General features: G+C 67.3%; 21 protein-coding genes. 7 read left to right on the forward strand and 14 right to left on the reverse strand.

The annotated features are described in order from the left end of the window. Nucleotides 1-33: 33 nt before the first annotated feature. From ACIGJD_RS13200 to ACIGJD_RS13210, 3 genes are all read right to left on the reverse strand, one after another. Nucleotides 34-3,564 (reverse strand): ATP-dependent helicase, encoded by a 3,531-nt coding sequence (locus tag ACIGJD_RS13200; RefSeq protein ID WP_483686574.1) that lies wholly within the window; start codon nt 3,562-3,564, stop codon nt 34-36. Continuing rightward, nucleotides 3,561-6,815, reverse strand: coding sequence for an ATP-dependent helicase (locus ACIGJD_RS13205; RefSeq protein ID WP_483689499.1), 3,255 nt, complete (start codon nt 6,813-6,815; stop codon nt 3,561-3,563). The genes ACIGJD_RS13200 and ACIGJD_RS13205 overlap by 4 nt, the downstream gene beginning before the upstream one ends. A gap of 107 nt (nt 6,816-6,922) precedes the next feature. Beyond that, entirely contained in the window at nt 6,923-7,339 is a 417-nt protein-coding gene (locus ACIGJD_RS13210) for an MGMT family protein (protein ID WP_483686575.1), read from the reverse strand. 63 nt (nt 7,340-7,402) lie between these two features. Between ACIGJD_RS13210 and ACIGJD_RS13215 the strand changes: the two genes are divergently transcribed. From ACIGJD_RS13215 to ACIGJD_RS13230, 4 genes are all read left to right on the forward strand, one after another. Next, entirely contained in the window at nt 7,403-8,113 is a 711-nt protein-coding gene (locus ACIGJD_RS13215) for an exonuclease domain-containing protein (protein WP_483686576.1), read from the forward strand. 326 nt (nt 8,114-8,439) lie between these two features. After that, nucleotides 8,440-9,390 (forward strand): substrate-binding periplasmic protein, encoded by a 951-nt coding sequence (locus ACIGJD_RS13220; protein WP_286397969.1) that lies wholly within the window; start codon nt 8,440-8,442, stop codon nt 9,388-9,390. Between the two features lie 33 nt (nt 9,391-9,423). Next, the gene (locus tag ACIGJD_RS13225; RefSeq protein WP_483686577.1) at nt 9,424-10,188 is read left to right on the forward strand and encodes an amino acid ABC transporter permease; all 765 of its coding nucleotides are present in this window, start codon (nt 9,424-9,426) and stop codon (nt 10,186-10,188) included. Next, nucleotides 10,185-10,922, forward strand: a complete 738-nt coding sequence (locus tag ACIGJD_RS13230) for an amino acid ABC transporter ATP-binding protein (RefSeq protein ID WP_483686579.1) — start codon at nt 10,185-10,187, stop codon at nt 10,920-10,922. Before ACIGJD_RS13225 ends, ACIGJD_RS13230 begins: the two co-directional genes overlap by 4 nt. 121 nt (nt 10,923-11,043) lie before the next feature. Here ACIGJD_RS13230 and hemL read toward each other — a convergent pair whose 3' ends face one another. The 10 genes from hemL to hemE form a co-directional block, all read right to left on the reverse strand. Further along, a complete protein-coding gene (gene hemL / locus ACIGJD_RS13235) occupies nt 11,044-12,375 on the reverse strand; it encodes a glutamate-1-semialdehyde 2,1-aminomutase (protein ID WP_483686580.1) in 1,332 nt (443 codons plus the stop codon). 34 nt (nt 12,376-12,409) lie between these two features. Then, nucleotides 12,410-13,486, reverse strand: coding sequence for an LLM class flavin-dependent oxidoreductase (locus ACIGJD_RS13240; RefSeq protein ID WP_483686581.1), 1,077 nt, complete (start codon nt 13,484-13,486; stop codon nt 12,410-12,412). Then, nucleotides 13,483-14,466: a porphobilinogen synthase gene (gene hemB / locus ACIGJD_RS13245; protein ID WP_483686582.1), complete on the reverse strand. Its 984-nt coding sequence runs from the start codon at nt 14,464-14,466 to the stop codon at nt 13,483-13,485. Before hemB ends, ACIGJD_RS13240 begins: the two co-directional genes overlap by 4 nt. A 55-nt stretch (nt 14,467-14,521) precedes the next feature. Further along, nucleotides 14,522-15,403 carry a uroporphyrinogen-III synthase gene (locus ACIGJD_RS13250; RefSeq protein WP_483686583.1) on the reverse strand — a complete coding sequence of 294 codons (882 nt, stop codon included), beginning with the start codon at nt 15,401-15,403 and terminating at the stop codon, nt 14,522-14,524. 7 nt (nt 15,404-15,410) lie between these two features. Then, entirely contained in the window at nt 15,411-16,409 is a 999-nt protein-coding gene (gene hemC, locus ACIGJD_RS13255; protein ID WP_483686584.1) for a hydroxymethylbilane synthase, read from the reverse strand. Then, the gene (locus tag ACIGJD_RS13260) at nt 16,406-17,647 is read right to left on the reverse strand and encodes a ferrochelatase (protein ID WP_483686585.1); all 1,242 of its coding nucleotides are present in this window, start codon (nt 17,645-17,647) and stop codon (nt 16,406-16,408) included. The genes hemC and ACIGJD_RS13260 overlap by 4 nt, the downstream gene beginning before the upstream one ends. Continuing rightward, entirely contained in the window at nt 17,644-18,345 is a 702-nt protein-coding gene (gene hemQ / locus ACIGJD_RS13265) for a hydrogen peroxide-dependent heme synthase (RefSeq protein ID WP_483686586.1), read from the reverse strand. Before hemQ ends, ACIGJD_RS13260 begins: the two co-directional genes overlap by 4 nt. 114 nt (nt 18,346-18,459) lie before the next feature. Then, a complete protein-coding gene (locus ACIGJD_RS13270) occupies nt 18,460-19,470 on the reverse strand; it encodes a hypothetical protein (protein WP_483686587.1) in 1,011 nt (336 codons plus the stop codon). Between the two features lie 105 nt (nt 19,471-19,575). Next, nucleotides 19,576-21,066, reverse strand: a complete 1,491-nt coding sequence (gene hemG, locus ACIGJD_RS13275) for a protoporphyrinogen oxidase (RefSeq protein ID WP_483686588.1) — start codon at nt 21,064-21,066, stop codon at nt 19,576-19,578. 4 nt (nt 21,067-21,070) lie between these two features. Then, the gene (gene hemE / locus ACIGJD_RS13280) at nt 21,071-22,165 is read right to left on the reverse strand and encodes a uroporphyrinogen decarboxylase (protein ID WP_483686589.1); all 1,095 of its coding nucleotides are present in this window, start codon (nt 22,163-22,165) and stop codon (nt 21,071-21,073) included. 158 nt (nt 22,166-22,323) lie between these two features. Here hemE and ACIGJD_RS13285 point away from each other — a divergent pair, with 158 nt between their 5' ends. Continuing rightward, nucleotides 22,324-23,658, forward strand: a complete 1,335-nt coding sequence (locus ACIGJD_RS13285) for a glutamyl-tRNA reductase (RefSeq protein WP_483686590.1) — start codon at nt 22,324-22,326, stop codon at nt 23,656-23,658. Between the two features lie 75 nt (nt 23,659-23,733). Here ACIGJD_RS13285 and moeB read toward each other — a convergent pair whose 3' ends face one another. After that, nucleotides 23,734-24,933, reverse strand: a complete 1,200-nt coding sequence (moeB, locus tag ACIGJD_RS13290) for a molybdopterin-synthase adenylyltransferase MoeB (protein ID WP_483686591.1) — start codon at nt 24,931-24,933, stop codon at nt 23,734-23,736. 85 nt (nt 24,934-25,018) lie between these two features. Between moeB and ACIGJD_RS13295 the strand changes: the two genes are divergently transcribed. Next, on the forward strand, nt 25,019-25,684 hold the full coding sequence (locus ACIGJD_RS13295; RefSeq protein ID WP_236798967.1) for a TetR/AcrR family transcriptional regulator: 666 nt from the start codon (nt 25,019-25,021) through the stop codon (nt 25,682-25,684). 61 nt (nt 25,685-25,745) lie between these two features. Further along, nucleotides 25,746-25,970, forward strand: coding sequence for a DUF3107 domain-containing protein (locus ACIGJD_RS13300; RefSeq protein ID WP_142133232.1), 225 nt, complete (start codon nt 25,746-25,748; stop codon nt 25,968-25,970). Nucleotides 25,971-25,972: the final 2 nt, after the last annotated feature.

A 25,972-nucleotide genomic window follows, 5' to 3' on the forward strand; every position in this document is an offset into this window, starting at 1 on the left:
CGGTCCCGGCCGGACGGTCCAGGCCTGCCCGTGCTAGGGCCGGCTGAGCGCCGCAGCAACAATTCCTTCCAACTCGGCGGCCGTTCCCAGGTCGTGCGGCCGGACCACGGCGTTATCGGCAACGTAGAAGAACGCGGCCCGCACATCCTCCAGCGGCACATTATTCAGTCGCGCCCACGCCAGCCGGTACACCGCGAGCTGGATCGAACGGGTCTTCAGCTGTGCCCCGGACGGGCGGCGTCCGGTCTTCCAGTCCACCAGGTCCCAGCGGCCGTCGGCATCCCGGAACACCGCATCCACCCGGCCGCGGACCACCACCTCGCCCACCCTCGTTTCCACAGGGACCTCAACGAACGCGGGCGACCTGTCGGCCCACGGGGAAGCCTTGAAGGTGGCCACCATCTCGTCGAGGTTGTAAGCGGCATCGATGTGGTCGTCTGAACCCGGCGCTTCACCGAGGTCCAGCATCCCTGCCGTTCCAAAGTACTCCTCGACCCATGCGTGGAAGGCGGTGCCCTTGCGCGCCGACATACCGGGTTCACGCGGCACGGGCCGGCGCAGCCGTCCCAAGACAGCGTGGGGATCATCGCCGAGGTCAACAAGGGTTGAAGCGGAGATGTGGGTGGGCAGGTGCACATCCTGGCCGCTGGACCTTCTTGCCCTGCGCTCCAGCAGTAAGGCCGCTTCACGGGCCCAGCCTGCCGCGGCGCCCGTAAGTTCCGGCCGGGCCCCCGGCAGTGGGTTGCTCCCCTGCCCCGGGATGTTGTGCTGCCCCGCCACTTCCCCGGGAACCTGGCTGCCGGCGCCTGCCTCCAGAATCCCCAGCACTCGTTGGGCGGCTGCTTCCATGGCTGTCCGGCGTCCGCGGGCCAGGCGCAGGCGTTCTCCGCTCCGCGGGTCCACCGGCCCTTCCAGTGGATCGTACGGCCAGCCTGCTTCTTCTGTTTCGAGGGTCAGCGGGCTCTGCTCGGGAAGAGCGGCTTCTTCCAGCGAAAGCGGGTGGACCACCGCTTTCGGAGGCGAGGCACCGTCCCCCGGCTGCGTCAGGGTTTCAAGCTCGGCAAGGAACGGTGACATCTCCGCCCGCACGGCCCGTGAACCAACCCAGGCGGCGCTGGAAACCCACAGCACGTGCTTGGCCCTGGTATAGGCAACATAGGCCAGGCGCCGTTCCTCCGACTCGCCGTGCGCCTGTACGCCGGCCTTGTAGTCCTTTTCGGCGTCCAGCCAGCCTTTTTGGTCCGGCTGGTCAAGGTCCCACTGCGGCAGGTCGGCCCGGTCCCCGCGCAGGGGCCACGGCAGCGCGGCGGCACCACTGCTCCAGCGGGAGTCCCTGTCGCTGGGGAAGGCGCCCGCGTTCATTCCGGGGACAAACACCACATCCCACTCCAGGCCCTTGGATGCGTGCACGGTCAGCAGCTGCACCGCTTCCCGGTTGACGTCGCTGGCGGGCGCTTCCAGCCCGTTCTCTTCCGCCGATGCAGCCTCCAGCCAGGACAGGAACGCGAGGATGTCCACCCGCTGGGAGGTGCGAAGGAAACCGGCAGCTGCATCCTGAAAAGCATCGAGGTTGCGGCGGGCCTGATGGATGCTGATCCCCGGGCGGGCCGCCACCTCGATATCCAGCAGCATGGCCCTCTCCACCTCACCCACAAGCGTGGTCAGATCGTCACCCAGAGAGGCCCGCAGTTGCCGCAGCTCGGTGGACAAGCGCGACAACCGGCTGCGCGCCCCCGTGCTGAGGGAACGGCCATTCGGCGACGTCCACCCGTCCCGGGGCAGGAAGTCCAACGCTTCCACCAGGCTGGCCCCGTCAGTCAGGTCACCCTCGAGGATTGGCGCGTCTGCCTCATCGCTGTCGATGTCAGGGTTGTCAACGTCTAAGCCCTGTGCTGCCCTTTCCCGGTGCCGGGCCAGCTGATGCGACCAGTCGCGCAACGCCATGAGGTCTGCGGGACCTATCCGCCACCGGGCGCCGGCAAGCAGCCGCATCAGGGCGTCGGAGCGGCCGGGATCTGCGAGCACCCGCAAGGTAGCCACAAGGTCGACGATCTCCGGGGTGTCCAGTAGCCCTCCAAGACCCACAATTTCGTAAGGGATCCCCCGGGCTTCGAACTGCCGCCGGACGGTCTCCATCTGGGCACGCCGGCGGCACAGCACTGCGATGGCCGGAGGCTCGGCAGTGCCGTCGGACCTGACCTCAAAGTCGGTGACCCGATATTTGAGGACATCGTCGGAAAGGGCTGCGGCTTCCTCCACATCGCTGGCAAAACGGCCAACAACCACAGTCCCCTCCACGGCAAATGGACTCGGCTGCAGTGGAGGGACCTCGGCGGCGGCGGCCTTGCCCCCGGCGGGTCCGTTTTGTGCAGCTGCCCTGCCGAGGGACTGGGACATGACATTGGCGGCTGCGAGAATGGACCGGCCATTCCGCCACGCCGTTGTCAGGTAGGAGGTTGGAGCCGGCGCCCAACCTCCTCCCGATTCCGCCTGGCCGGTGCGGACGGGAAACTCACGGACGAAATGGAACAACTGTCCCGCGGAAGCGCCACGGAACCCATAGATTGATTGGTTGGGGTCACCCACCGCTGTCACGGCATGGCCGTCGCCGAAGAGACGGGAAAAGAGGACCAGTTGGGCGTAGGACGTGTCCTGGAACTCGTCCAGCAAAACCACCTTGTACCGCTGACGCTCCATCTGGGCCGCCAGCGGAACATCCTGTGCCACCTTGGCGGCGAGCGCCACCAGGTCACCGAAATCGAGTGCCCCCCGGGCACGTTTGGCTGCGGCGTAACGGCCCACCATGTCGGCGACGCTTGCGCGGGTCCGCAGCATGCCTGCAAGGTCCGCGGCCGCTTTGGGCGGGTTCTTCATCTTGCCGGCAAGGTACGGCAGGGACTCAAACTCCGAAAGGCGCGCCATAAGCCACGCTTCGACGTCTTCGGGTTCCTGGAGGTGCTCTGCGCACTCTCCCGCCAGCTGGATGACCGCTTTGACAAGGGTGGATTTCGCGGCCCGGAAGTGGGCGTATTCGCCGTCGTACGCTTCGACCACTTCGCTTGCCAGCTGCCAGGCCTGCGCTCCGCCCAGCAGTACCACGTCCCGCTCCACGCCAAGCCTCAGCCCGTAGTCCGAAACAATGCCACTTGCGAACGAATGGTAGGTGGACACCTTGGGCTCCAGGGCGTCACTGCTGAGCAGGCCCTTGGGGAACATCCCCTTCACGGTGTCCCTGGCGGCCAGGCGCTGCAGGGCCAGGAGCTTTGTTCTGATGCGGCTGGCCAGCTCACCCGCAGCCTTGCGGGTGAAGGTCACGCCTAGGACCTCCTCCGGGGTGACCCAGCCGTTGGCCACCAGCCACACCACCCTGTCCGCCATGGTGGCGGTCTTTCCCGAGCCCGCGCCCGCGATCACCAGGCGGGGTGCCAAAGGCGAGGAGATGATGGCGGATTGCTCGGGTGTAGGGGTGTTCTTTTCTCCGAGGAGCACGGAAAGTTCTTCCGGACTGAAGCGTACGTGCGGTGTAACGTCCTCCACAGGCAGCGTGGAGAGTGCCTCGCTCATTCGGTCACCTGCCTTCCGCGCACACATAAGGGGCATACTTCGGGGAGCCGGCAACCATGGCCGCCATGGCTGCCTTTTGAGGGGTCGTGCCGGGCAATGAACTCGCTGCCGCCCATCACCGCGGCGGCGTTCTTGACCATGTCCAATGCCCAGTTCTCCTGCGGATCGAGTGGTTCCTGCTGCTGGATGGCAGGGCTCTTGGCTGTGGTCCCGAGCTGCGCCAGCACCGCTCCGCCGGGCTGGCCGGACCCCGGGGACCCGGTGTCGAAGCCACCGGCCAGCACCGCGGCCTGGTAGGCACCAAGCTGCGGATGGCGGGACAACTCGCCGTTGCCCGGCTGCCGCTTCCCGGTCTTGAGGTCCACCACCACCAGGCGGCCTTCGCCGTCGATCTCCAGCCTGTCCACTTGCCCGCGCAGGACCGCCTCCCGCGGCGCTGCCTCATCCACCGGCACCGTGCCAAGTGGCACTTCGAAGTCCTGTTCCACGCCCAGCAGGCTGCGGCCTTCGCTCCTCATGGACAGCACGTATTGCGCCAGCTTCCGCACCATGGCCTCGGCACGCTGGAAGTCCAGCCTTCCCTCCCAGTTGTCCTTCATGCCCAGCGCCGGCCACCGGCGGACCAGTTCAGCAACGTACTCGGATCCGGACGCGTCCGGCATGTCCTGGGCGATCGCGTGCACAAGAGTCCCGAGGCTCCGGGCGAAATCGGTTGCCGGTTCCCCTCCCGCCGCCTGGACGAACCAGTCCAGCGGCGACTTTTGCACCGTCTCCACCTTCGAGGGGGACACGGAAACCGTTCCGCCCGGGGGAACAACCGCGCCGGAGGACGTCAGGGGCGCCAGCCCCCACCAGCTGTCGGGGTGTGCGCCCGCAACCGCGGGCTGCGCTGCGGCCAGGTGCGCCAGGACCGTGGCTGCTTCCTGCGCCTGCCCCGGGTCCCCATCCAGCTGGGCATACTGCCGGAGTTCAGCAACCAGCGCGCGCAACGTCATGGGCCGTTCCACCTGGGTGAACGCCCGGCCCTCCTGGCCCGGCCCCAAGGGCGCAACGAAGTCCAGGAAGGACGACGGCTGGTCGTCTTCCGATGACACTGCCGTACACACCAGCACCTCCCGTGCACGGGAAACCGCGGTGGAGAAGCTTCGAAGCTCGTCGTAGCGGATGTCGCGCAACCGGCTCAAGGGATCGCGCTGGAGGGCATAGGCGGGACCATGCTCCACAGCGTCCGCGTACAGCGTGCTTCCGAGAAGCTCGCCCCGGAGCCTCGTATTGGGCCATACACCTTCCTGCAGCCCGGCGATAATCACCACCGGCCATTCCCGGCCTGCAGCACTTGCAGGGGTCATCAGCTCAACAGCGTCATCGAGCTGGGCGCGGGCGGCAAGGGTGTCCATGGGAAGTTCCTGGTTCAGGAGGTATTCGAGGAACTGTTCAGGGCCGGCGCCGGGCATCTGGTCCACGTAGCGCTCCGCCGTCTGGAAGAGCGCCATCATCGCGTCAAGGTCGCGGTCAGCACGGGCCCCGTGGGGTCCGCCCTCCAGTGCCGCCGCCGTCCAGGCCGACGAGAGCCCGGTGGAGTCCCACAGTGCCCACAGGACCGTCTCGGCGTTGGCTCCGGGCAGGGTTGCAGCCTCCCTCCCGGCGTGGATCATTCGGGCAGTGCGGCGGGCGGCGCGGCCCTCAATACCCAACGCACCCAGCGCGCCGGGTTCGAGCAGGGCTTCGACCAGGAGGGCATCACTGGCGCGCCCCCCACCGCCCAGGAGTTCCTCCCGCCGCAGCGACTGGCGCAGCCTGCGCAGCTCGATGGAGGTGGCCCCGCCGATGCGGGAGGTCAGCAATGAAACCGCAGCTTCCGGTGTCAACAGCGCCGGGTCCAGCGCGACAGCGAAGGCATCCAGAAGCGGACGCACAGCCACCTCATCCCGGACCGCGGACTCCGCCACCGGTACGCGTACGGGAATGCCCTGCCCGGAAAGGTACCGCTGCAGCTCGCTGACCTGGCCACCGTTGCGCACGATGACAGCAATGTCAGCAAGGTCGCGGTTGTGGTTGATGTGCTGGTCCAGGATCCGCTGCGCGACGTACCGCAGCTCATGCACGGGAGTAGGAACCAAGTGGGCCTCCACCCTGCCCGTCACCGGCTGGCGTGCAGGCTGTACGGGATGTTCAGGCTTATCAGGCCATGAGGGTTGCTCAAGGCGGCGGGCCAGCTGCCCGCCCGCGCGCTGGGAAATGCGGCCTGCGACGTTCAACCAGGCCTGGGCCACGGCAGGCGTGAGGCCGTGGGCATTCCAGAGCGGACGCTCGCTGACGGCCCCCGTGGCCGCGAGCAGCCGGGGCAGTTCAGCCACCAGATCGGGCCGGGCTCCCCGGAAGCCCTGGACCACGGTGTCCGGGGATGAGGTCACGTAGCAGTCCTTGCCGGCGGTGATGTCCGCCAGCAGCTCGAAGATGGCGGGGTTCGCTTCCTGGATATCGTCGACCAGGACAACCTGCAGCCGGGCGCGTTCCGCAGCGAGGAAATCGGGTGAGTCCTGGAAGATCTGCCGGGCCGCGGTAATGATTCCAGCGGGATCGAAGGCCTCCGGCATCCGCAGGTCCAGGACGTCCCGGTATTCGGCGTACAAGGCTGCTGCGGCCTTCCAGTCCGGCCGGTCGCAGTCAACCGCGAGTTGCGCAAGGTCTTCGGCTGTGCGGCCTGATTCAATGATGCGGTCGAAGAGCTGCCGCACTTCCTGGCGGAAACCGCGGGTTTCCATGGCACCGTGCAGGTCCGCGGGCCAGGGCAGTTCCAGTCCCGGAAGCCGGTGGCCCTCAAGGAGTTCCTTGATGATGAGGTCCTGCTCAGGGCCTGAGAGCAGGCGCGGCGGCCGGGACAGCGGAATAACTCCTTCTGCCTTGGCCCGGCGGATCAGGTCGAATGCATAGGAAGCCCATGTCCTGGCCGGTGTGGTGCTGAGGCTCCTGTCCAGCCGCGCGGTGAAACGGTCCCGCAGGAAATCCGCTGCAAGGCGGGTGGGCGCAAGGATCAGCATGCGTTCGGGATCGACGCCGTCACGCAAGACCCGCTGGACAGCGGCCTCGACGAGGACGGTGGTCTTTCCCGTGCCCGGAGCGCCCGGCACCAGGACGGGCCCCGAGCCCTGGACGACGTCAACCGCCGCCTGCTGGTCCGGTGTGAGCCGGGGCGCGTCCGCGTGCGCCCGCCGTGGCGGGAGCAGCCGAAGGGCGGGGGTCTCCGGCAGGCCACTGCTGTTTTCGGAGTCCCCTGTGCCCGGTACGGCGGGCTCCTGGCCAATCCCAGGCTCTTGCCGGTGCGGGTCCCAAGGGCCGGTCAAAGGAATCGTTACGGTCACAAATTCATTCCATCATCAGCCACCGACAATCTGTGGAGGCGGCGCTCCAGGTCCTCGGCAACGGCATCAATACTGTCAAAATCACTGTCTGCCGGTGCCCATCGCGCGGTCCCCAGATCCACCCGCCACCGCCCCTCCCCGGTGCGCAAGTAGGAACTGTAGGCCCCCAGAAGCGGGGTTCCTTCGTCAAGGTAAAGGAGCAGAGCCTCGGCTTCATGGCCCTGCGGTGCATGGCCGCTGGCTTTCAGGACGCGCCACCAGGGAACACCTCCGCCATGGTGGCTCATGACGTAACCCACCTGGCGGGGACCTCCTGACCCCAGGAGCTCGGAGACGTCCCCGTACGAGACCGCGGACCCTGCAGGCACCAGCCTGACAACGGCCAGGACCGCTTGGACGTACTCATTCCGCATTGATCCAATGTAGCCGCAGTGGCGCTCCCGGAAATTGTCGGTGGGTCCCCTTAGCGTTGAAGCATGAGTTCCTGGAACATGCTCCCCCGCGCAGCCTTCGATCTTGAGACCACCGGCCGCAATTCAAGGGCGGCACGAATCGTCACGGCATCCATCACCGTGGTGGACCACGAAGGCCAGGTCATTACCGAGCACGAGTGGCTGGCCGATCCCGGCGTTGAAATCCCCACCGAGGCAAGCGACGTCCACGGCATCACCACGGAGCAGGCAAGGCGGGACGGGCGGCCCGCACACGAGGTCACGCGGGAAGTGGCGGGCGTCCTCCAGGAGCTCTTTGATTCCGGAACCCCGGTGATCGCCTTCAACGCCAGCTATGATTTCACGGTCCTTGCCGCCGAGTCGGCCCGCTACGGGATCCCGCAGCTCACCCGCTTCCCCGTCCTGGACCCGTACATCATGAACAAGCAGGTTGACAGGTACCGCAAGGGCAAACGCACACTCACCGCGCTTTGCGAGGAGTACGGAGTGGTCCTGGACAATGCCCACACGTCGGCTGCCGATGCCCTGGCAACCCTCCGCGTCCTTGATGCGATGGCGGGAAAGTTTCCCAAGCTGATGATGCCCGCCAGCCAGCTGCACCAGCTGCAGGTGGACTGGGCGGTCAGCCAGGCGGCGGACTTCCAGGGGTATCTTCGAAAGACCAAGCCGGCGGCCGTCATCGAAGGAGACTGGCCCGTACTTCCGCCGCAGGACGCCACGGCCGGTGGCTTCTAGGCCGCCGGGCCTACTCCAAGTGGGAGGCATGTCACAGTCACGCCGCGAAACAAACGGGCCGCTACCCACCGAGCCTGGTTCGCCTTCATGCGCGCGCTCCGCTCCAAATACTGCGCCTAAAGCCGATCCAGCGCATAAAATTCGGCATCAGTGGCAGCAGAGGGCAGGTTGCTTCGGCCCAGGCTCCGGTTCCGCCTTGGTGAGACAATAAAGTTTTGCGGTCACCCCTGCCCCGGACAGCCCAACCCGTGCCGGGCAGGTGCCAGGCGCCACAGCGCTGCCTTGCGGCCCGGTCGACTTACGACTCACATGAAAGTGACAACCTGATGAAAATCAAAGCGATGAAGTGGCTCACTACCGCTCCCGTTGCACTTGCCCTCGCGGTGTCCCTCGCAGCCTGCGGCGGCGGATCTTCCCAGCCCAGCGGCACCCCCACGGATGCGCTGAAGGGCAGTGACCAGCAGACGCTGGACAAGTACACCACTGCCAACGTGACCCCGATCGACAAGATTGACAAGAGCAAGCTCGGCCTCGCCACCGAGGGCACCCTGCGCGTGGGGACCTTGTCAGACGCCCCGCCGAATATCTTTGTTGATGCGTCCGGCAAGTTCACCGGCTACGACAATGAGCTTCTGCGTGCCATGGCCGACAAGCTGGGGCTCAAGATCGAGTTCGCCTCCACCAAGTTCCAGGCGCTTCTCAGCCAGGTCAAGAACAAGCAGTTCGACGTCGGCTCCTCCTCGATTTCCACCACGGACGCCCGCCGTGAAACGGTTGCCTTCACCAATGGTTACGATTTCGGCTACATGGCTCTGGTAACCAAGGAAAACGCCAAGGTTCAGACGTTCGCCGAGCTGAAGAGCGGCCTTCGCATCGGCGTCGTTAGCGGCAGTGTCCAGGAAGACTACGTCAAGAACACCCTGAACATTGAGCCCGTTTCCTTCCCTGACTACAACACCGTCTTTGCCAGCCTGAAGAGCGGGCAGGTGGACGCCTGGGTGGCTCCTTCCCAGCAGGCCACCGGCCAGGTCAAGCCCGGAGACGGCACGAAAATCGCCGAGAAGAAGCTCAACACGCAGAACTTCACCGCGTACGCCGTGGCCAAGGACAACCCTGCGCTGCTCGAAGCGCTGAACTCGGCCCTTGACGCCATAGTTGCCGATGGCACTTGGTCCAAGCTGACTGCCCAGTGGTACACGGACCGCCCGACGGCTGCCGAGCAGACCCCCGAGGGTTGGAAGCCGGGCAGCAAGGCCGTCAAGGTCCCAGCGAACTAGACACCGGCTACCCAGAAAAGATAGCGACGCCATATGGATTTCCTGACACGACTCGGAGAGACCTTCCTTGACTGGGAGAAGATCGCCGAGGTTCTGCCAAGCATGTTCACTGTGGGCCTGCCCAACACCCTGGTCCTTGCGATCACTTCGGGACTTATCGGGGCCTTCGCCGGCTTGATCCTGGCTCTCATGGGAATTTCGCGGAATCCTGTGGCACGATGGGCGGCCCGGGTGTACACAGACGTATTTCGTGGACTCCCGGCCGTCCTCACCATCCTGGTCATCGGCCTTGGGTTCGGACCAATCTTCCGCGAGATGACCGGTAGCAACAGCCCCTACCCCATGGGAGTTGCAGCTCTGTCGCTCATGGCCGCCGCGTACACGGGCGAAATCTTCCGTTCCGGCATCCAGAGCGTGGACAAAGGGCAGCTTGAGGCGTCGCGCGCCCTGGGGTTCGGCTACGGCGCATCCATGCGGCTCGTAGTGGTTCCCCAGGGTATCCGCAGGGTGCTTCCTGCCCTCATGAACCAGTTCATTGCGCTGATCAAGGATTCCTCATTGGTCTTCACCTTGGGCTTGCTGGCCACGGAACGGGAACTGTTCCAGATCGGCCAGGACGCCGCCGCCCGCAGCGGGAACTTGTCCCCGTACGTGGCAGCGGCGATTTTCTACCTCGCCATGACCATTCCGCTCACCCACCTGGTCAACTACATCGACGCCAGGCTGCGTACCGGGCGGCCCGAAAAGAAAGAACCGGACGACGCCGCAGCCGTCGTTGGAAAGGGAGCCCAGGCATGAGCGAATTCGCATCAGGAACCCTGAGCGCCAAGAACATCCACCTTTCCTTTGGCAGTAACCACGTCCTGCGGGGCATTGACCTGCACGTTCCGCAGGGCACCACCGCATCCGTCATCGGACCGTCGGGCTCGGGCAAGTCCACCCTGCTAAGAGTGATGAACCGGCTGATCGAGCCGGACCAGGGCGACATCCTGCTGGATGGCCGTTCCGTGCTGAAGGACAACCCGGACGAACTCCGCCGCCGGATCGGCATGGTGTTCCAGCAGTTCAACCTGTTCCCGCACAAGACCGTGGAGGAAAACGTCTCCCTGGCCCTGCGGAAACTGCGCAAGCTCTCCAAGGAGCAGGCGCGCAGCGAAGCGTTGGAACAGCTGGACCTGGTGGGCCTGAAGCACAAGGCGGATTCGCGCCCGGCCAACCTCTCCGGCGGCCAGCAGCAGCGCGTGGCCATCGCAAGGGCGCTTGCCATGAAGCCCGAGGTCATGTTCTTTGACGAAGCCACCTCCGCACTGGACCCTGAGCTGGTCAAGGGCGTTCTGGCGTTGATGACGGACCTGGCGAAGGGCGGCATGACCATGGTGGTGGTGACCCACGAGATGGGCTTCTCCCGCAACGTTTCGGACTCGGTAACCTTCATGGATGCCGGCGTGGTGGTGGAAACCGGGTCCCCTGAGCAGCTCTTCACCGAGCCCAGGACGGACCGGCTCAAGGGCTTCCTCTCGGACGTCCTGTAGCGAACCAACGGGAAATCCCCGTCTCCCGGACATTTCCCCCTCACAAGAGGCGGGGATTTGTCTGGAAGACGGGGATTTTTCGGTTAGTACCCGACGGCGGGATGCGCCTTTCGGCCCGGGCTCAGCCCTGTGCGGCGGCTGCTGCCTTCGCTGCCGCGGGGAGGGCGTCGTAGATGCGGTTCATGGCGGCGTCGTCGTGGGCGGCCGACAGGAACCAGGCCTCGAAGACCGACGGCGGCAGGTAGACCCCGGATTCCAGCATGGAGTGGAAGAACGGGGCGTAGCGGAACGCCTCCTGGGCCTGGGCGTCGGCGTAGCTGTGCACGCCGTGGGCCGAGGTTCCGAAGGCCACCGAGAAGAGGTTCCCGGCAAACTGGATGGAGTGGTCCACACCCGCGGCATCCAGCGCGTTGGACAGCGCCGAGGAGAGCTCCAGCGACCGGACGTCGATGAAGGAGTAGACGTCGCGGGTGGCGTGGGTCAGCGTTGCCACACCCGCCGCCATCGCCACCGGGTTTCCGGACAGGGTTCCTGCCTGGTACACCGGGCCCGTGGGGGCCAGGTAGTCCATGACGTCGGCACGGCCGCCGAGTGCCGCCGTCGGCATTCCACCGCCGATGACCTTGCCGAAGGTAAGCAGGTCGGGCGTCCAGGGGTCCTCGGCGTCGGGCGCCCCGCCGGTGAGGCCCCAGTAGCCGGAGTAGCCGGTACGGAAGCCGGTGAGGACCTCATCGACGATGAGGAGTGCGCCGTGCTCGCGGGTGATCCGGGACAGCCCGGCGTTGAATCCCTCGGCAGGAGTGACGACGCCCATATTGGCCGGCGCGGCCTCGGTGATGACCGCCGCGATGTTCTGGCCGTGGGCGGCGAAGGCTTCCTTGACGGCCGTGAGGTCGTTGTAGGGCAGCACCAGGGTCTCGGCGGCCGTGGCCTCCGTGACGCCCGCGGAACCGGGCAGGGCCAGGGTGGCCACGCCGGAGCCCGCCGCGGCCAGGAGACCGTCCAGGTGGCCGTGGTAGCAGCCGGCAAACTTGATGATGAGGTTGCGGCCGGTGAACCCTCGCGCCAGCCGAACGGCGGTCATGGTGGCCTCGGTGCCGGTGGACACCATGCGGAGGCGTTCGACGGCGGGGACGCGTTCCTTGACGATCTCCGCGAGGTTGGCCTCGTCAGGGGTGGAGGCACCGAAGGACAGGCCGCGGTCGACGGCGGCGTGCACGGCATCCAGGACGGCAGGGTGGGCGTGGCCCAGGAGCGCCGGGCCCCAGGAGCAGACGAGGTCGACGTATTCCTTGCCGTCGGCGTCCGTCAGGTACGGGCCCTTGGCGGAGACCATGAAGCGCGGCGTTCCGCCGACGGAACCGAAAGCCCGGACCGGGGAGTTGACGCCGCCCGGCATCAGCTGGCGGGCGCGGTCGAAGAGTGCCTCGTTGCGAGGATTGCTGGAAGTCATGGTTCCTATTCTCTCAGTTAGCCGGAAGGCACAGTTAGCCGGCGAGCAGCTCCGCCACGCGGGGCGCCACCGCCGTACCCATCAGTTCGATGGAGCGCATCATGGCCGCGTGCGGGAGCGGCCCGTTGCTGTATTTGAGGTCGAAGCGGTCCACGCCCAGGTTCCGCTTGAGCCGGACGATCTTTTGGGCCACTGTTTCCGGCGATCCGACGTACAGGGCGCCCTCGGTGGAGCACAGGGCATCGAACTCGCCCCGCCCCGCCGGCCCCCATCCGCGCTCGGCCCCCAGCTTGTTGCGCAGCTTGAGCCAGTGCGGGAACAGCTCTTCCCGGGCCTGCTCGTCGGTATCGGCGACGTGGCCGGGTGAGTGGGTGGCAACCTGCTGCATGGGGTGCCCGTACTTGGCCATCGCCTCACGGTACAGGTCCGCCAGCGGCTTGAAGCCGCGCGGCTGGCCGCCGATGATGGCGAAGATGATCGGGTAGCCGTACTGGGCGCAGCGGAGCACTGATTCCGGCGTGCCGCCCACTCCGATCCAGGTGGGCAGGAGGTGGTGTTCCAGCGTCGGGTAGACGCTCAGGCCGGCGAGTGCCGGCCGGGTGCGGCCCTCCCAGCGCACGGGCTTTTGCGCCCGCACCTTGTGGAACAGCTCGAGTTTCTCCTCGAACAGGACCTCGTAGTCGGCCAGGTCCAGCCCGAACAGCGGGAAGGATTCGATGAACGATCCGCGGCCCAGCATCACTTCAGCGCGCCCGTTGGAGATGGCGTCCACCGTGGCGAACCGTTGGAATACCCGGATGGGGTCGTCGGAACTCAGGACCGTGACGGCGGAGCCCAGGCGGATGCGGGATGTTCGCGCTGCGGCAGCGGCCAGGAAGACCTCCGGCGCGGACACGGCGTAGTCCTTGCGGTGGTGCTCCCCCACGCCAAAGGCGTGGAGTCCGACGGAGTCCGCCAGTTCCGCCTGTTCCAGCAGCTGGCGCAGGACCTGGGCGTGCGGCTGCGGGTTGCCGTCGGGATTCTCACCAACGTCGCCGAAGGTGTTCAGGCCCAGGAGGATCCGGTCCTCCCCCACCGGTGCGGTGGGAGAGGCAGCAGTCCCGTCCGTCACCGGGAGTCCTTGAGCCAGCCGGCCAGTTCGGCGGCCCAGTAAGTGAGGACGGTGTGGGCTCCCGCGCGCCGGATGCCCAGCACTGATTCGGTGATGGCGGCCCGGCGGTCGATCCAACCGTTGGCGGCCGCGGCCTCGATCATCGCGTATTCGCCGGAGATCTGGTAGGCGGATACGGGCACGGGACTCATGGCGGCAACGTCCGCCACAATGTCCAGGTAGCTCATGGCCGGCTTGACCATGATGATGTCGGCGCCCTCGGCCAGGTCCAGTTCCACCTCGCGCAGGGCTTCGGTGCGGTTGCCGGCATCCATCTGGTAGGTCCGGCGGTCGCCCTTCAGCTGGGAGTCCACCGCTTCACGGAACGGGCCGTAGAACGCGGAGGCGTACTTTGCCGCGTAGGCGATGAGTGAGGTGTTGACGTGGCCGGCCTCATCCAGGGCCGAGCGGATGGCGGCGATCTGGCCGTCCATCATGCCCGACGGGCCCAGCATGTGGGCCCCGGCCTCCGCCTGCGCCACCGCCATGCGGGCGTAGATCTCCACGGTGCGGTCGTTGTCCACGTACCCGTCGGCGTCGAGCACTCCGCAGTGGCCGTGGTCGGTGAATTCGTCCAGGCACACGTCGCTCATGATCACCAGGTCGTCACCCACCTCGGCACGGACGTCCCGGATGGCCTTGTTCAGCACACCGTCCGGGTCAAGCGCTGCCGAGCCTTCGGGGTCGCGGGTTTCGGGGATACCGAAGAGCATGATGCCGCCCAGGCCAAGCTCAACGGCTTCGCCCGCGGCGCGCTTCAGGGTGTCGGTGGTGTGCTGGACCACGCCGGGCATGGACGTGATGGGGTTGGGTTCGGTGAGGCCTTCCCGGATGAACGCTGGAAGGATGAGTTCCGCCGGCGCAAGACGGGTTTCGGCGGTCAATCGGCGCATGGCGGGGGTGGTGCGCAGGCGGCGGGGGCGTTGGTTGGGGAAAGTCATGGATCCTGTCCTTCGCATTGGTTGTAAAGCCTTTTTGGGGAAGTGCCGGTCCCGGTCAGGGCGGGTTGAGTGCTTTGGCCACGGCCGCCACCAGCCCGTCCGGCGTCGGCTCAACCGCCACCGCCGCCACGTCCAGGCCCACGGCGGCGGCCTGGTCCGCCGTCGTACGTCCTATGGCCACCAGTCGGCAGCCGCCCAGCGGCCCCAGCGCGGCGATCCGGCGAACGGCGCTCGGGGAGGCTGCGATCACGGCGGCGATTCGTCCGGCGGAGATGTCCGCTGCGGCGGTTTCCGGCGTCAGGAGGGAGTACGACGGCGGTTGCGGGCCGGCGTCGCTGTCCTCCGGCTGCACGGCGAGCCGTCGCTCCGCTGCCGCAGGGTAGTCCACGGTGCGGTATGCGGTCACCGCGTCAACGGAACTGCCCGCGGCCGCCAGGCCCTCCGCGAGGGCGGGTGCGGCGATGTCCGCCTGGGGCAGGAACACTCTGCCGCCGCCGGGCCACACTGCCAGCAGGCCCGCAGCCGACTGTTCTCCGTCCGGGGTGAGGGTTACGGCCAGTCCGCCTGCCTCCAGCAGCCGGTGCGTCGCGGGACCGACGGCGGCGATCCGGGTACGGGAAGGAACCAGCCGGTCCAGGCGCAGGCCGCGTTCAGCCGCCTTTTCCTTCAGGACGTGCACGCTGGTGGCACTGCTGACCACCAGCCAATCGAAGGCGCCCGCCGCGAGGGCATCGCAGGCGACGTCCAGCGCGTGCTGGTCCGGGGCCCGTTCGAAGTCGATGAGCGGGAGCAGTACCGGCGTGGCACCGGCATCGCGCAGGGCTGCCACCAGGGCTGCGGAGCGTTCGGGGCTGCGCGTGACCAGGACCCGGACCCCGCCGAGCGGCTTGCCGCCGTTCGGATCGTCCGGTCCGGATCTGCTGGATGGCTGCGTCATTGCCAGGTCAGGACGCCTGCAGGTCTGCGATGTCGGCGGCTCCGGCGGCCAGGAGGGCTTCAGCCAGTTCGATTCCCAGCAGGGTGGCACCGACTTCGGTCAGCCCGTCGGTAGCGCGCTTGTCCCGCACCGTGTCCGTACCGTCGACGGCGCACACCACGGCCTCCAGGTGCAGCATGCTGCCCTTCCGGTAGGCGTAGGCGCCGACGGGAGCTGCGCAGCCTGCTTCGAGCCGGGCCAGCAGGGCGCGTTCGGCGGTGACAGCCAAGCGGGTGTCGGGGTCGTCCAGCGCGGCCAGGGCCTGGGCCAGGACCGCCCGGGATCCTTCGTCCGATCCAGGCTTTGGCGGGGCGTCGGCGGTGCGGCACTCGATGGCCAGGGATCCCTGGCCGGCGGCGGGCAGCATGACGTCGGTTTCGAGGTACTCGGTGACGGCGTCCAGCCTGTCGATCCGCTCCAGGCCGGCTGCGGCGAGGACGACGGCATCGAGGTCGCAGGACTTGCCGGCTACCACCTGGTTCGTGGAGTTGCCGGGCAATCCGGGAACACGGCCCAGGCGGGTGTCCACGTTGCCGCGGATATCGACAATGTCCAGGTCCGCACGGGCGGCGCGCAACTGGGCTGCACGCCGGGGCGAACCTGTGCCTACGCGGGCACCGGCCGGCAGGTCTGCCAGCTTGAGTCCGTCGCGGGCGCACAGGACGTCGCGGACGTCGACGCGGCGCGGGGTGGCGGCAAGGCTCAGTCCGACTGCGGCCCCGGTGGGCAGGTCCTTGAGCGAATGAACCGCTACGTCGCACTCATTGCGCAGCAGCGCATCACGCAGGGCAGCGACGAAGACGCCCGTGCCGCCCATCTGGGACAACGACCCGGTGAGGACGTCGCCATCGGTGCGGACGTGCACCAGTTCCACCGGGAAACCTCCGACGGCGGCCAGCTGGTCTGCGGTCTGCTGTGTCTGGGTGAGCGCCAGCTTGCTGGCGCGGGTTCCAATGCGGACTGTCACGGCTGGGCCGTTTCCCCGGCAGCAGCGGCCGGGTAGGGGTCGTGGCCGGTGCCAACCGTGGTGTCGGCGCCTGCGATGGTGGGCTTTTCGCCGCGGAAGTTGGCGCAGCATCCCGGCCGGCAGACGTCGTACCAGGGACCAAGATCCGTCAGGGCCGGGCGGTCGCTGATGTTGTTGGCCACGGTCCGTTCGCAGATGAGGTCCACCAGGCCGTCGACGAACTTACGGTGCGTCCCCGGCGTGGGGACACGGGTGGCGGCCAGGCCCAGGTTGGCGCAGGTTTCCATCGCCTCGGTGTCCAGGTCCCAGACAACTTCCATGTGGTCGCTGACGAAGCCAAGCGGGACGATGACGATGCCCTTGACGCCCTGGCCTGACAGCTCCTCGATGGCGTCGTTAATGTCCGGTTCCAGCCACGGCACGTGCGGGGCACCCGAACGGGACTGGTACACAAGGGACCACGGTGCGGTCAGCCCGGATTCGCCCTGGACGCGCTCGATGACGGCAGCGGCATTGGCGAGGTGCTGGGCCACATAGGCGGACCCTTCCTCGAACTCCCGCGGCTCACCCTCGGACCGGCCCGCTGCTTCGGCGTCGCGGGTGGGGATGGAGTGGGTGGCGAACAGGATGTGCACGGGGGCGTCGGGCGTTCCGGCTTCGGCCAGCTTGGCGCGGACCTCCGCCAGGCCGTCGGCGGTGCCTTCCACGAAGGGCTCCACGAAGCCGGGGTGGTCGAAGTACTGGCGGACCTTGTCCACCTCGAGTTTGCCGTCCAGGCCGGTCTCCGTCAGCGCTATGCCAATGTCCTCGCGGTACTGGCGGCAGCTGGAGTAGCAGGAGTAGGCACTGGTGGTGAGCATCAGCACCCGGCGGTGGCCGGCGTCGTACGCTTCCTGCAGTGTCTCCGGGATATAGGGCGCCCAGTTGCGGTTGCCCCACAGCACGGGGAGCTCGATGCCGCGGGCGGCCAGTTCGGCTTCCAGCGCTGCCTTGAGCTCGCGGTTCTGCTGGTTGATGGGGCTGATGCCGCCGTTGGCCCGGTAGTGGTGCGAGACTTCCTCAAGCCGTTCGTCCGGGATGCCGCGGCCGCGGGTGACGTTGCGGAGGAACGGAATGACGTCCTCCTGTCCCTCCGGGCCGCCGAAGGAGGCGAGCAGGACGGCGTCGTAATTTTTCGGCGCCATGCGTCCTGCTTCGGTGACGGGGTTGACGGCAGTGGCCTGCTGTTCGGGGCTCATGCCAGCACCTCGGCAACTTCCTCGGCGGTGATCCGGCGTCCGGTGTAGAAGGGGATTTCTTCACGGACATGGTTCCGTGCCTCGGTTGAGCGGAGGTGCCGCATCAAGTCCACCAGGTCCACCAGTTCCGGCGCTTCCAGGCCCAGGATCCATTCCCAGTCGCCCAGGGCGAAGGAGGACACGGTGTTGGAGATGACCTGCGGGAAGTCGCGTCCCAGCAGGCCGTGGTCGCGGAGCATCTTGCCGCGCTCGGCCTCGGGCAGGAGGTACCACTCGTAGGAGCGGACGAACGGGTAGACGCAAAGCCACTCGGCCGGAGCCACGCCCCGTGAGTAGGCGGGCGTGTGGTTCTTGGCGAACTCGGCTTCGCGGTGCACACCCATGGCGGACCAGACGATTTCGGTGCCGGCGAAGAGCGTGCTGCGGCGGATATCGCGGATGGCCTGCTGCAGGGCTTCCGGCTTGGGACCGTGGAGCCACACCATGACGTCGGCGTCGGCGCGCATGGCGGAGACGTCGTAGCTTCCCCGGTGGGTCACGCCGGCAGCGGCGAGCCGCTCCAGCAGCGCCTCGAAGTCGGCGGCGGCATTGGCGCTGCGGACCACTGACTCCGACCGCTTGAAGACCGTCCAAAGGGTAAAGAACTGCTCGGCTGATTCTTCGGTTTTAGTGACAGATTCGGCAGAAGTGTGGCTCATGGTTACAAGTTTGCCCCTTCCCTGCCCCCAAGACGAAACCGAATAGTTCTACAACTCGTAGAAGTGTGCAAAGTCACATTCAAGGGTGCCTTTGGTCATCTTCATGTAGGGCTTTTAGAAGCGGCGCATCCGCAGGAACACCAGCCCCGCGGCGGCTCCTACACCCACCAGGCCCGCCCCCAGCCACACCATGGCATCCGGCACATCCGGCAGCGGCCCGGTGGATGACACTGCCCGGCCCGGGCCGGCAGGTGCACCGGCAGCCTGTGGCGCGCGGGTGGGCAGGGACTGGCGCGCGTTGATGGACAGCGCAGTTGGAAGGGCCGGGCCAGGCGTTGCTTCTGCGCCGCTGGTCCCTGCACCGCTTGCCCCTGCGCCCGTGGTGCCCTCCTGGCCCGCAGCATTGACGTTGGCCGCAAAGATTCCCGGGACCGCAGAGCTATCCGCTCCGGCGGCACCCGACACGGCGGACCGTGCACTGGCGGCTGGATCGACCCGTCCCGGAACACCTCCTGTTCCCATCCCACTGGCTGGAGCCGGGGACTGAACGGGAGCGCCTGCCACATTGGAGTTCCCGGCAGCGGGGGCAGCGCCGGACGCCGAGGGGGATCCCGGCCGGACGGTGGCCGGGGCGGATCCGGTGCCGGTTGGAGCCGCGGGGTCTGTGGTCCGGGTGGCAGGTGCCAGCGGCGTCCCGGAGGCCGTCGGCGACGGGGAGGGCGTGGTACTTGCAGTCGCGGAACCTGTGATCACCGGAAGCAAGGTACCCGGCAGGGAGATGGACGGGGACGGGGCCCCCGGGGCCCGGGTTGCAGGGGTGCCGGCAGGGGCGTCACCCTGATGTCCGGGTGCACCGTTTTCATCGCCCCGGCTGGCTTCCTGCTGCCCCGGGATGCCTTGACCGGAAGCGATGGTAAGTCCGAACGCCGCCGCGGATGCTGCCGCGGAAGCCTGCACCGGCGGGTCCTGGGGAGGGGAAACTGCATCGTCAGCCAAGGCTGCCTGGACGCCGGTGGAAAGAACCAGTACCGCTCCGACGGCCGCTGCTGCGGTGCCGCGTCGGATTCCCCCATGGATACCGGTCCGGGACAGTGAAAGCTCGGACCTGTTTGAAACCATAGTCATCGACCCTAACCAGAACGGTTGGCCGATTGAAAACCGGAGAGACCGGCGGAGGTGGGCTGGACGGGCTTAGGAAACCGCGCTTAGACGCCTGACCAGCAGCGATGCTCAGGCGGCGGCCAGTTGGCCGATTTGCTCACGTGTGTCGGCAACGACGGCGGCCAATCCATTCCCCGCCACCCAGCCGCCAACGACGGCCAGGCCGCCGGCAGCAGTGCAGGCCCGGCGGATTTCCGCTGCGCGGGCACGGTGCCCCACCGCCGCGAACGGCAGGGCTCCGCGCCACCGGACCACGTCCCAGCCCCGCACGTCTTCACCCACAATGCGGACGCTGAGCAGGGCGGACGCGTCACGGACGGCGGCCGCGAACAGCTCTTCATCGGTTTGCGGCCCCGCAGGCTGGGCGGAAGCGCCATCCACCCGGCCGTAGGAGAGGCGCACCACGTGCCTCCCGGGACCGGCGGCAGCAGCCAGCCAGTCCCATTTGCCGGTGGCATGCGTCAGGGCCTTGGCCTGAATCCCCGGCGTTTGCGGGGCCACCAGGATTCCGGTTCCCCGGGGCCTTCGGTCCAGGTCCGGTTTGTCCAGGACCAGCGTGACCAGCTTGACGTCCGGCCCGGAGGCCGGCTTCTTCCCTGCGATGGCAGGAACGGCACCTTCCAGGAGCTCGACGGCGGCAGGGCCGTCCACGGCCATGGCCAGCAAGGCACCGCTATAGGAAGTTCCGGCCGCTTCCACGCGCCAGCCGTCCCGGGTGCGGGCGACAGCCGTGGCGGGAGTGCCCGGCAGCAGCGTCACGCCCAGGCGCTGAAGATCCGCCACCAGGGCGTCCACCAGGATGTGCATGCCGCCTTCGAGGCCGGCGACGGCGGAGCCTGCCTTGGCAGGCTCACCTGGCTGGTTTGGGTGGGCTTGGTGCGCTGGTTGTCCTTGCTGGGCCCGTTGGGCTGCCGCCGTACCTGCGCGGCGGCGCTGCGCCAGCACCGCCGCCGCGAGCGAGCCGTGCTTCCGCAGGCCCGCACGGAGACCCGGGGCCACCATGTCGACGTCCAGCAGGGCGGGGTCGGCTGAGTGGACGCCGCCCACCACCGGCGAGACGAGCCGTTCCAGCACCCGTGAACCCATCCGGGCCCGGACCAGCGCGGCCACGCTGGTAACCCCCGCGCCGGCTCCTACGGAGGAAGGCAGCAAGCGGTCCAGGGAGGCGCGCAGCGAGCCGAGTGTGCCCAGGGTGCGGCGGACCTCAGGATCCCAGGGGTTCGCCGGAATGCCCAGGACTCCGGTCCGGGGCAGTTCGCGGGGCCCGTCCGGAAGCTGCACCCAGGCACCGCCGGGCCGCGGGGGAACGATCTTTCCGCCCAGGCCGAGCTCGGCGCAGAGCCGGGCGACGGCGTCGGACCTTGTGGCGAACGACTCGGCGCCGCTGTCAAGGGTGAGTCCGGCCACCACGTGGCTGCCCACGCAGCCGCCCCATGACGTCCCCGCTTCAAGGACTGTCACCTGGTGGCCGGCGGCGGCAAGTTCCCGGGCGGACAGGAGCCCGGAGATCCCGCCGCCCACCACCAACGCTGTGCCGGGCGCTGCCGGAGAGCTGCCCACGGGTTTACTCCGGTGAAATGGAGTGGATGAGTTTCACGACCCGGGTCAGGACGTCGGGGTCCGTTTCCGGCGGTACGCCATGGCCAAGGTTCAGGACGTGGCCCGGAGCTGCCGATCCCGCGGCTATGACCTCGCGGACGTGGGCTTCGAGGATTTCCCAGGGGGCTGACAGCAGCGCGGGGTCGATGTTTCCCTGCAGCGGGACCGTTCCGCCCAGGCGGCGGTTCGCCTCGTCGAGCGGCAGCCGGTAGTCAACGCCCACCACGTCCACGCCTACGTCGCGCATGGCCACGAGGAGTTCGGAGGCGCCGGTGCCAAAGTGGATCAGCGGGGCGCCGAGGTGGCGGACATGGTCCAGGGCACGGGCCGACGCCGGCGCAACATATTTGGTGTAGTCGGCCAGTCCCAGCGAGCCTGCCCAGGAGTCGAAGAGCTGGGCGGCGGAGGCGCCCGCCTCGAGCTGGGCCTGGAGGAACATGCCGGAGGCGTCGGCAGCCCAGTTGGCCAACGCGGCCCAGGTCTCCGGGTCCGCGTGCATCATGGTCCGGGGGCCAAGGTGGTCGCGGGACGGCTTTCCCTCCACCATGTAGGCGGCAAGGGTAAAGGGTGCACCGGCGAAGCCGATCAGGGGTGTCTTGCCCAGCTCGGCCACGGTCAGCCGGACGGCTTCGCGGATGGGCTCCAGGGCTTCCCAGGTGAGCTGCGGCAGGGCGGCAACGTCGGCCGCGGTGCGCACGGGCTTTTCCAGGACGGGCCCCACCCCGGGCACGATGTCCACTCCAACGCCCGCCAGCTTCAAGGGGATCACGATGTCGGAGAAGAAGATGCCTGCGTCCACGTCGTGGCGGCGGACGGGCTGCAGGGTAATCTCGGAGGCCAGCTCAGGACGGAGGCAGGAGTCCAGCATCGCGATGCCCTCGCGCACCTTCAGGTATTCCGGCAGCGACCGGCCCGCCTGCCGCATGAACCACACGGGACGGCGGGACGGCTTGCCCCCGCGGTAAGCCGTGATCAGCGGGGAGTCGGCGGTGCGGCCGTCCATCAGTGGATGGTCTGCGGCGAGGGCGCCGGCAGCTGAGACGGCGGGGCTAGGAGTCATGCTTTTGATTGTGCCCAAAAAGAGCAGCAAAAGATAACGACAACCTGTCGCTGCCAGGGCCGGGTCAAGTGAGGTGGCGCGAATCACCTCGACGTGTGGCGACTATCCTTTCCGGAGGTTGTTCTACCGGGCGACGAAAAAGCTATGATTGGTCTGCTGTGGTTCTTTTCTCATTGGTGGCTACACACGCCGACATCGATCTTGAAACCGTTGCTCAGTTGAGCAACGGTTCCTCCGGGATTGCCGCATCCGCGCTGACCGAATCCCCTGCCGTGGCCGGGGCGGTGGTCCTTGCCACCTGCAACCGCTACGAAATCTACGGTGAGGCGCCCAACCCGAACGACGTCGAAGCGGCCCGGGCAGCCCTCGTATCCCGGATCAGCGAGGCCAGTGGCCTGGCCGAACCCCTCGTGTCCCGTTCCTTCAGCACCCGGACCGGACCCGAGGTGACCCAGCACCTGTTCGCCGTCAGCGCGGGACTGGACTCCGCCGTCGTGGGTGAACGCGAAATTGCCGGGCAGGTGCGGCGGGCGCTGATCAACGCCCAGCACGATGGCACCGCCAGCGCCGGCCTGGTCCGGCTGTTCCAGGCCGCCTCAAAGACCGCCAAGGACGTGGGCGCCCAGACCGCCCTTGGTTCCCGCGGCCTTTCCATCGTCTCCGTGGCACTGGACCTGGCCACCGATCTTTCCGAAAACCCTGACTGGTCAACCAAGAAGGTTGTGCTGTTCGGGACCGGGGCCTACGCCGGGGCCACCATGGCACTCCTGCGTGAACGCGGCTGCACGGACATCTCCGTCTTTTCCTCATCCGGCCGGGCAGAAGGCTTCGTGGCCTCGCGCGGCGGCGTGGCCCTGGACGTGGACTCCCTGCGGCCCGCGGTGGCAGCTGCCGACGTCATGATCGGCTGCAGCGGTTCGGATACCCGCGTTGAGGCGGATGAACTGGCGCAGGTCCGCGCCGATTCCGCGCAGCCCCTGATCGCCATCGACCTGGCCCTCACGCACGACTTCGACCCCGCCGTCGGCGAGCTGGACGGCGTGGAGCTGCTGACCCTCGAATCGGTCCGGCTCGCGGCACCGCAGGAACAGGCGGAATCGCTCGCCCAGGCCAGCGGCATCGTTAAGGGTGCGGCGAAGGCCTTTGAGCAGGAACGCGAAGCCCGCTCCGTCGATTCGGCCATCGTTGCCCTCCGGCGCCACACCATGAACGTGCTGGACGCGGAAATGGAAAAGGTCCGGGCCCGGCACGGCTGCACCGCCGCCGCCGAAGAAGTGGAGTTTGCCCTCCGCCGCATGGTCAAGCAGTTGCTGCACGTGCCTACGGTGCGCGCCCGCGAACTCGCCGCCAACGGCCAGCAGGACGACTACGTGGCAGCGCTGGAAGCGTTGTACGGCATCACCGTCGAACAGCCCGCCACCTCCCCCGCTGCTTCCGCTGCACCCGCTGAGGCCGAGTGCCCGGTGGACCACAAAGGCCGCGAAACCGCCTGACCCACCCCTAAGTTGCTCTATCAGATATGGCTCCCAAACCATCGGTTTGGGAGCCATATCTGATAGAGCACGCAGTTAGTAGACGGGCTTTTCGGGTTCCACGTCCCGCACCCAGGCCAGGATCCCGCCGTCGAGATGGCTCACCCGCTGATAGCCGGCCTGCCGCGCCGCCGCCAGCACGTTGGCGGAACGGGTCCCGGCCTTGCAGTGGAACACGATGTCCCGGTCCTGCGGAAGTTCATCCCAGGCCTCGCCGGCCAGGATGCGGCCCTGCGGGATGAGCGTGGCGCCATCGATCCGCACGATGTCGTACTCCCCTGCTTCCCGGACGTCCACCAGCTCGAAATCCTTGAGCCCGGCTTTCCGCGAGGCGAGCATGGTGGCGAGCTGCGTGGCGGTGACCGTGTGTTCCTTGTCCGCTTCGGCTGCGGGGGCAATGCCACAGAAAGCCTCGTAGTCCGTCAGTTCGGTGATGGGTTCCGCCGCAGGGTCCTTGGACACGCGGATCTCGCGCCAGCTGCCGCCCAGGGCGTCGAACAGTGCCACACGCCCCAGCAGGGAACGTCCGACGCCGGTAATCAACTTCACTGCTTCGGTCACCATCAGCGACCCCACGGCAGCGCACAGCATGCCGAACACGCCGCCCTCACCGCAGGAAGGAACCGAACCTGCGGGCGGCGCCTCCGGGTAGAGGTCGCGGTAGGTGGGGCCGTGCTTTTCCCAGAAGACGCTGACCTGGCCATCGAAACGGAAGATGGAACCCCACACGTAGGGCTTGCCCAGGATGGCGGCGGCGTCGTTGACCAGGTAGCGCGTGGCGAAGTTGTCGGCACCGTCCAGGATGAGGTCGTATCCGCTGAACAGCTCAAGGGCGTTGGACGAGTCCAGGCGCACGTTGTGCAGCCGGACGTCCACCAGCGGATTCAGCTCGGCGATGGCATCGCGCGCCGACTCGATTTTGGGCCGTCCCACATCGCTCACCCCGTGGATGACCTGGCGCTGCAGGTTGCTCAGGTCCACCACGTCGTCGTCAATGATGCCAATGGTGCCAACACCCGCCGCGGCAAGGTACAGCAGTGCCGGGGCGCCCAACCCGCCGGCCCCGATCACCAGGACCTTGGCGTTCTTGAGCCGCCGCTGCCCCAGTGCTCCGATCTCGGGAATGATCAGGTGCCGGGAGTACCGCTCCACCTCGTCCGGGGTCAGGTCCGCAGCCGGTTCCACCAGCGGATCCAGGGAAAGGGTTGAAACATTTGCGGTGAAAGACGAAGCCATACTTCAATGTATGCCCCGGGATACCGCCGGGTCATATTACCCCGCAGTAAAGTGAAGGGTAACTGCAATGGAAAGAAGGACAACTGTGGTCCCTGAAGCACGGGCCGACCGCCCGCCCGCCGCCGAACCGCAAACTCCCTCCCGCCCCGCAGGCCAACGGTCCGCCCGGCTGCCCCGGGATGAGCGCCGCGCCCAACTCCTTGCTGCGGCCCAGGAAGTGTTCGTTGCCAACGGCTACCACGGCGCTGCCATGGACGAGATCGCTGAGACTGCCCATGTGAGCAAACCGGTGCTGTACCAGCACTTCCCTTCCAAACGCGACCTGTACCTCGCCCTGCTCGAAAGCCACCTGGCATCCCTGACCGAATTGATGCTCGGTGCCCTGAACTCCACCACGGACAACGACGAACGCGTCCAGGCCGTCATGCGCGCGTACTTCCACTTCATCGCCAGCGACGACCAGGCCCACCGGCTGGTCTTCGAATCCGACCTGATCAACGATCCCGACGTCAGCTCCCGGCTGGAGACTTTCAACCGGACCTTCGCCGATGCCATTGCACGGGTCATCGCCGAGGACACCAAGCTCCCCCATCTCGAGGCGGAACTGCTGGGCCGCGGCCTGGCCGGAATGGCGCAGGTCAGTGCACGGTACTGGCTGGAAACCGATGGCAACCTGGACCTCGATGTGGCCAGCGACCTCATCTACCGTTTAGCTTGGCGCGGAATCTCTCGCTTCCCCAAAGAGTCCTAGACTACAAATAAGACAACACCTCGTAGAGAAGTACGAGCACTTCACAGGCTGGGAGGCCCCCTTGGAAATTAAGATCGGCGTTCAGAACGTTGGCCGCGAAATCGTACTGGAATCGACCCAGGATGCCGAGACGGTGGCCAAGGTTGTTGGCGAGGCCATCAGCGAAGGCAATGAGCTGCGCCTCAAGGATGACAAGGGACGCCTGATTATCGTTCCCGGGAATGCCCTGGCATACGTCGAAATCGGAGCAGAAGAGGTCCGCCGCGTGGGCTTCGGCCAGTTCTAGCC

The sequence above is a fragment of the Arthrobacter sp. E1SS-5 genome, assembly GCF_057073715.1.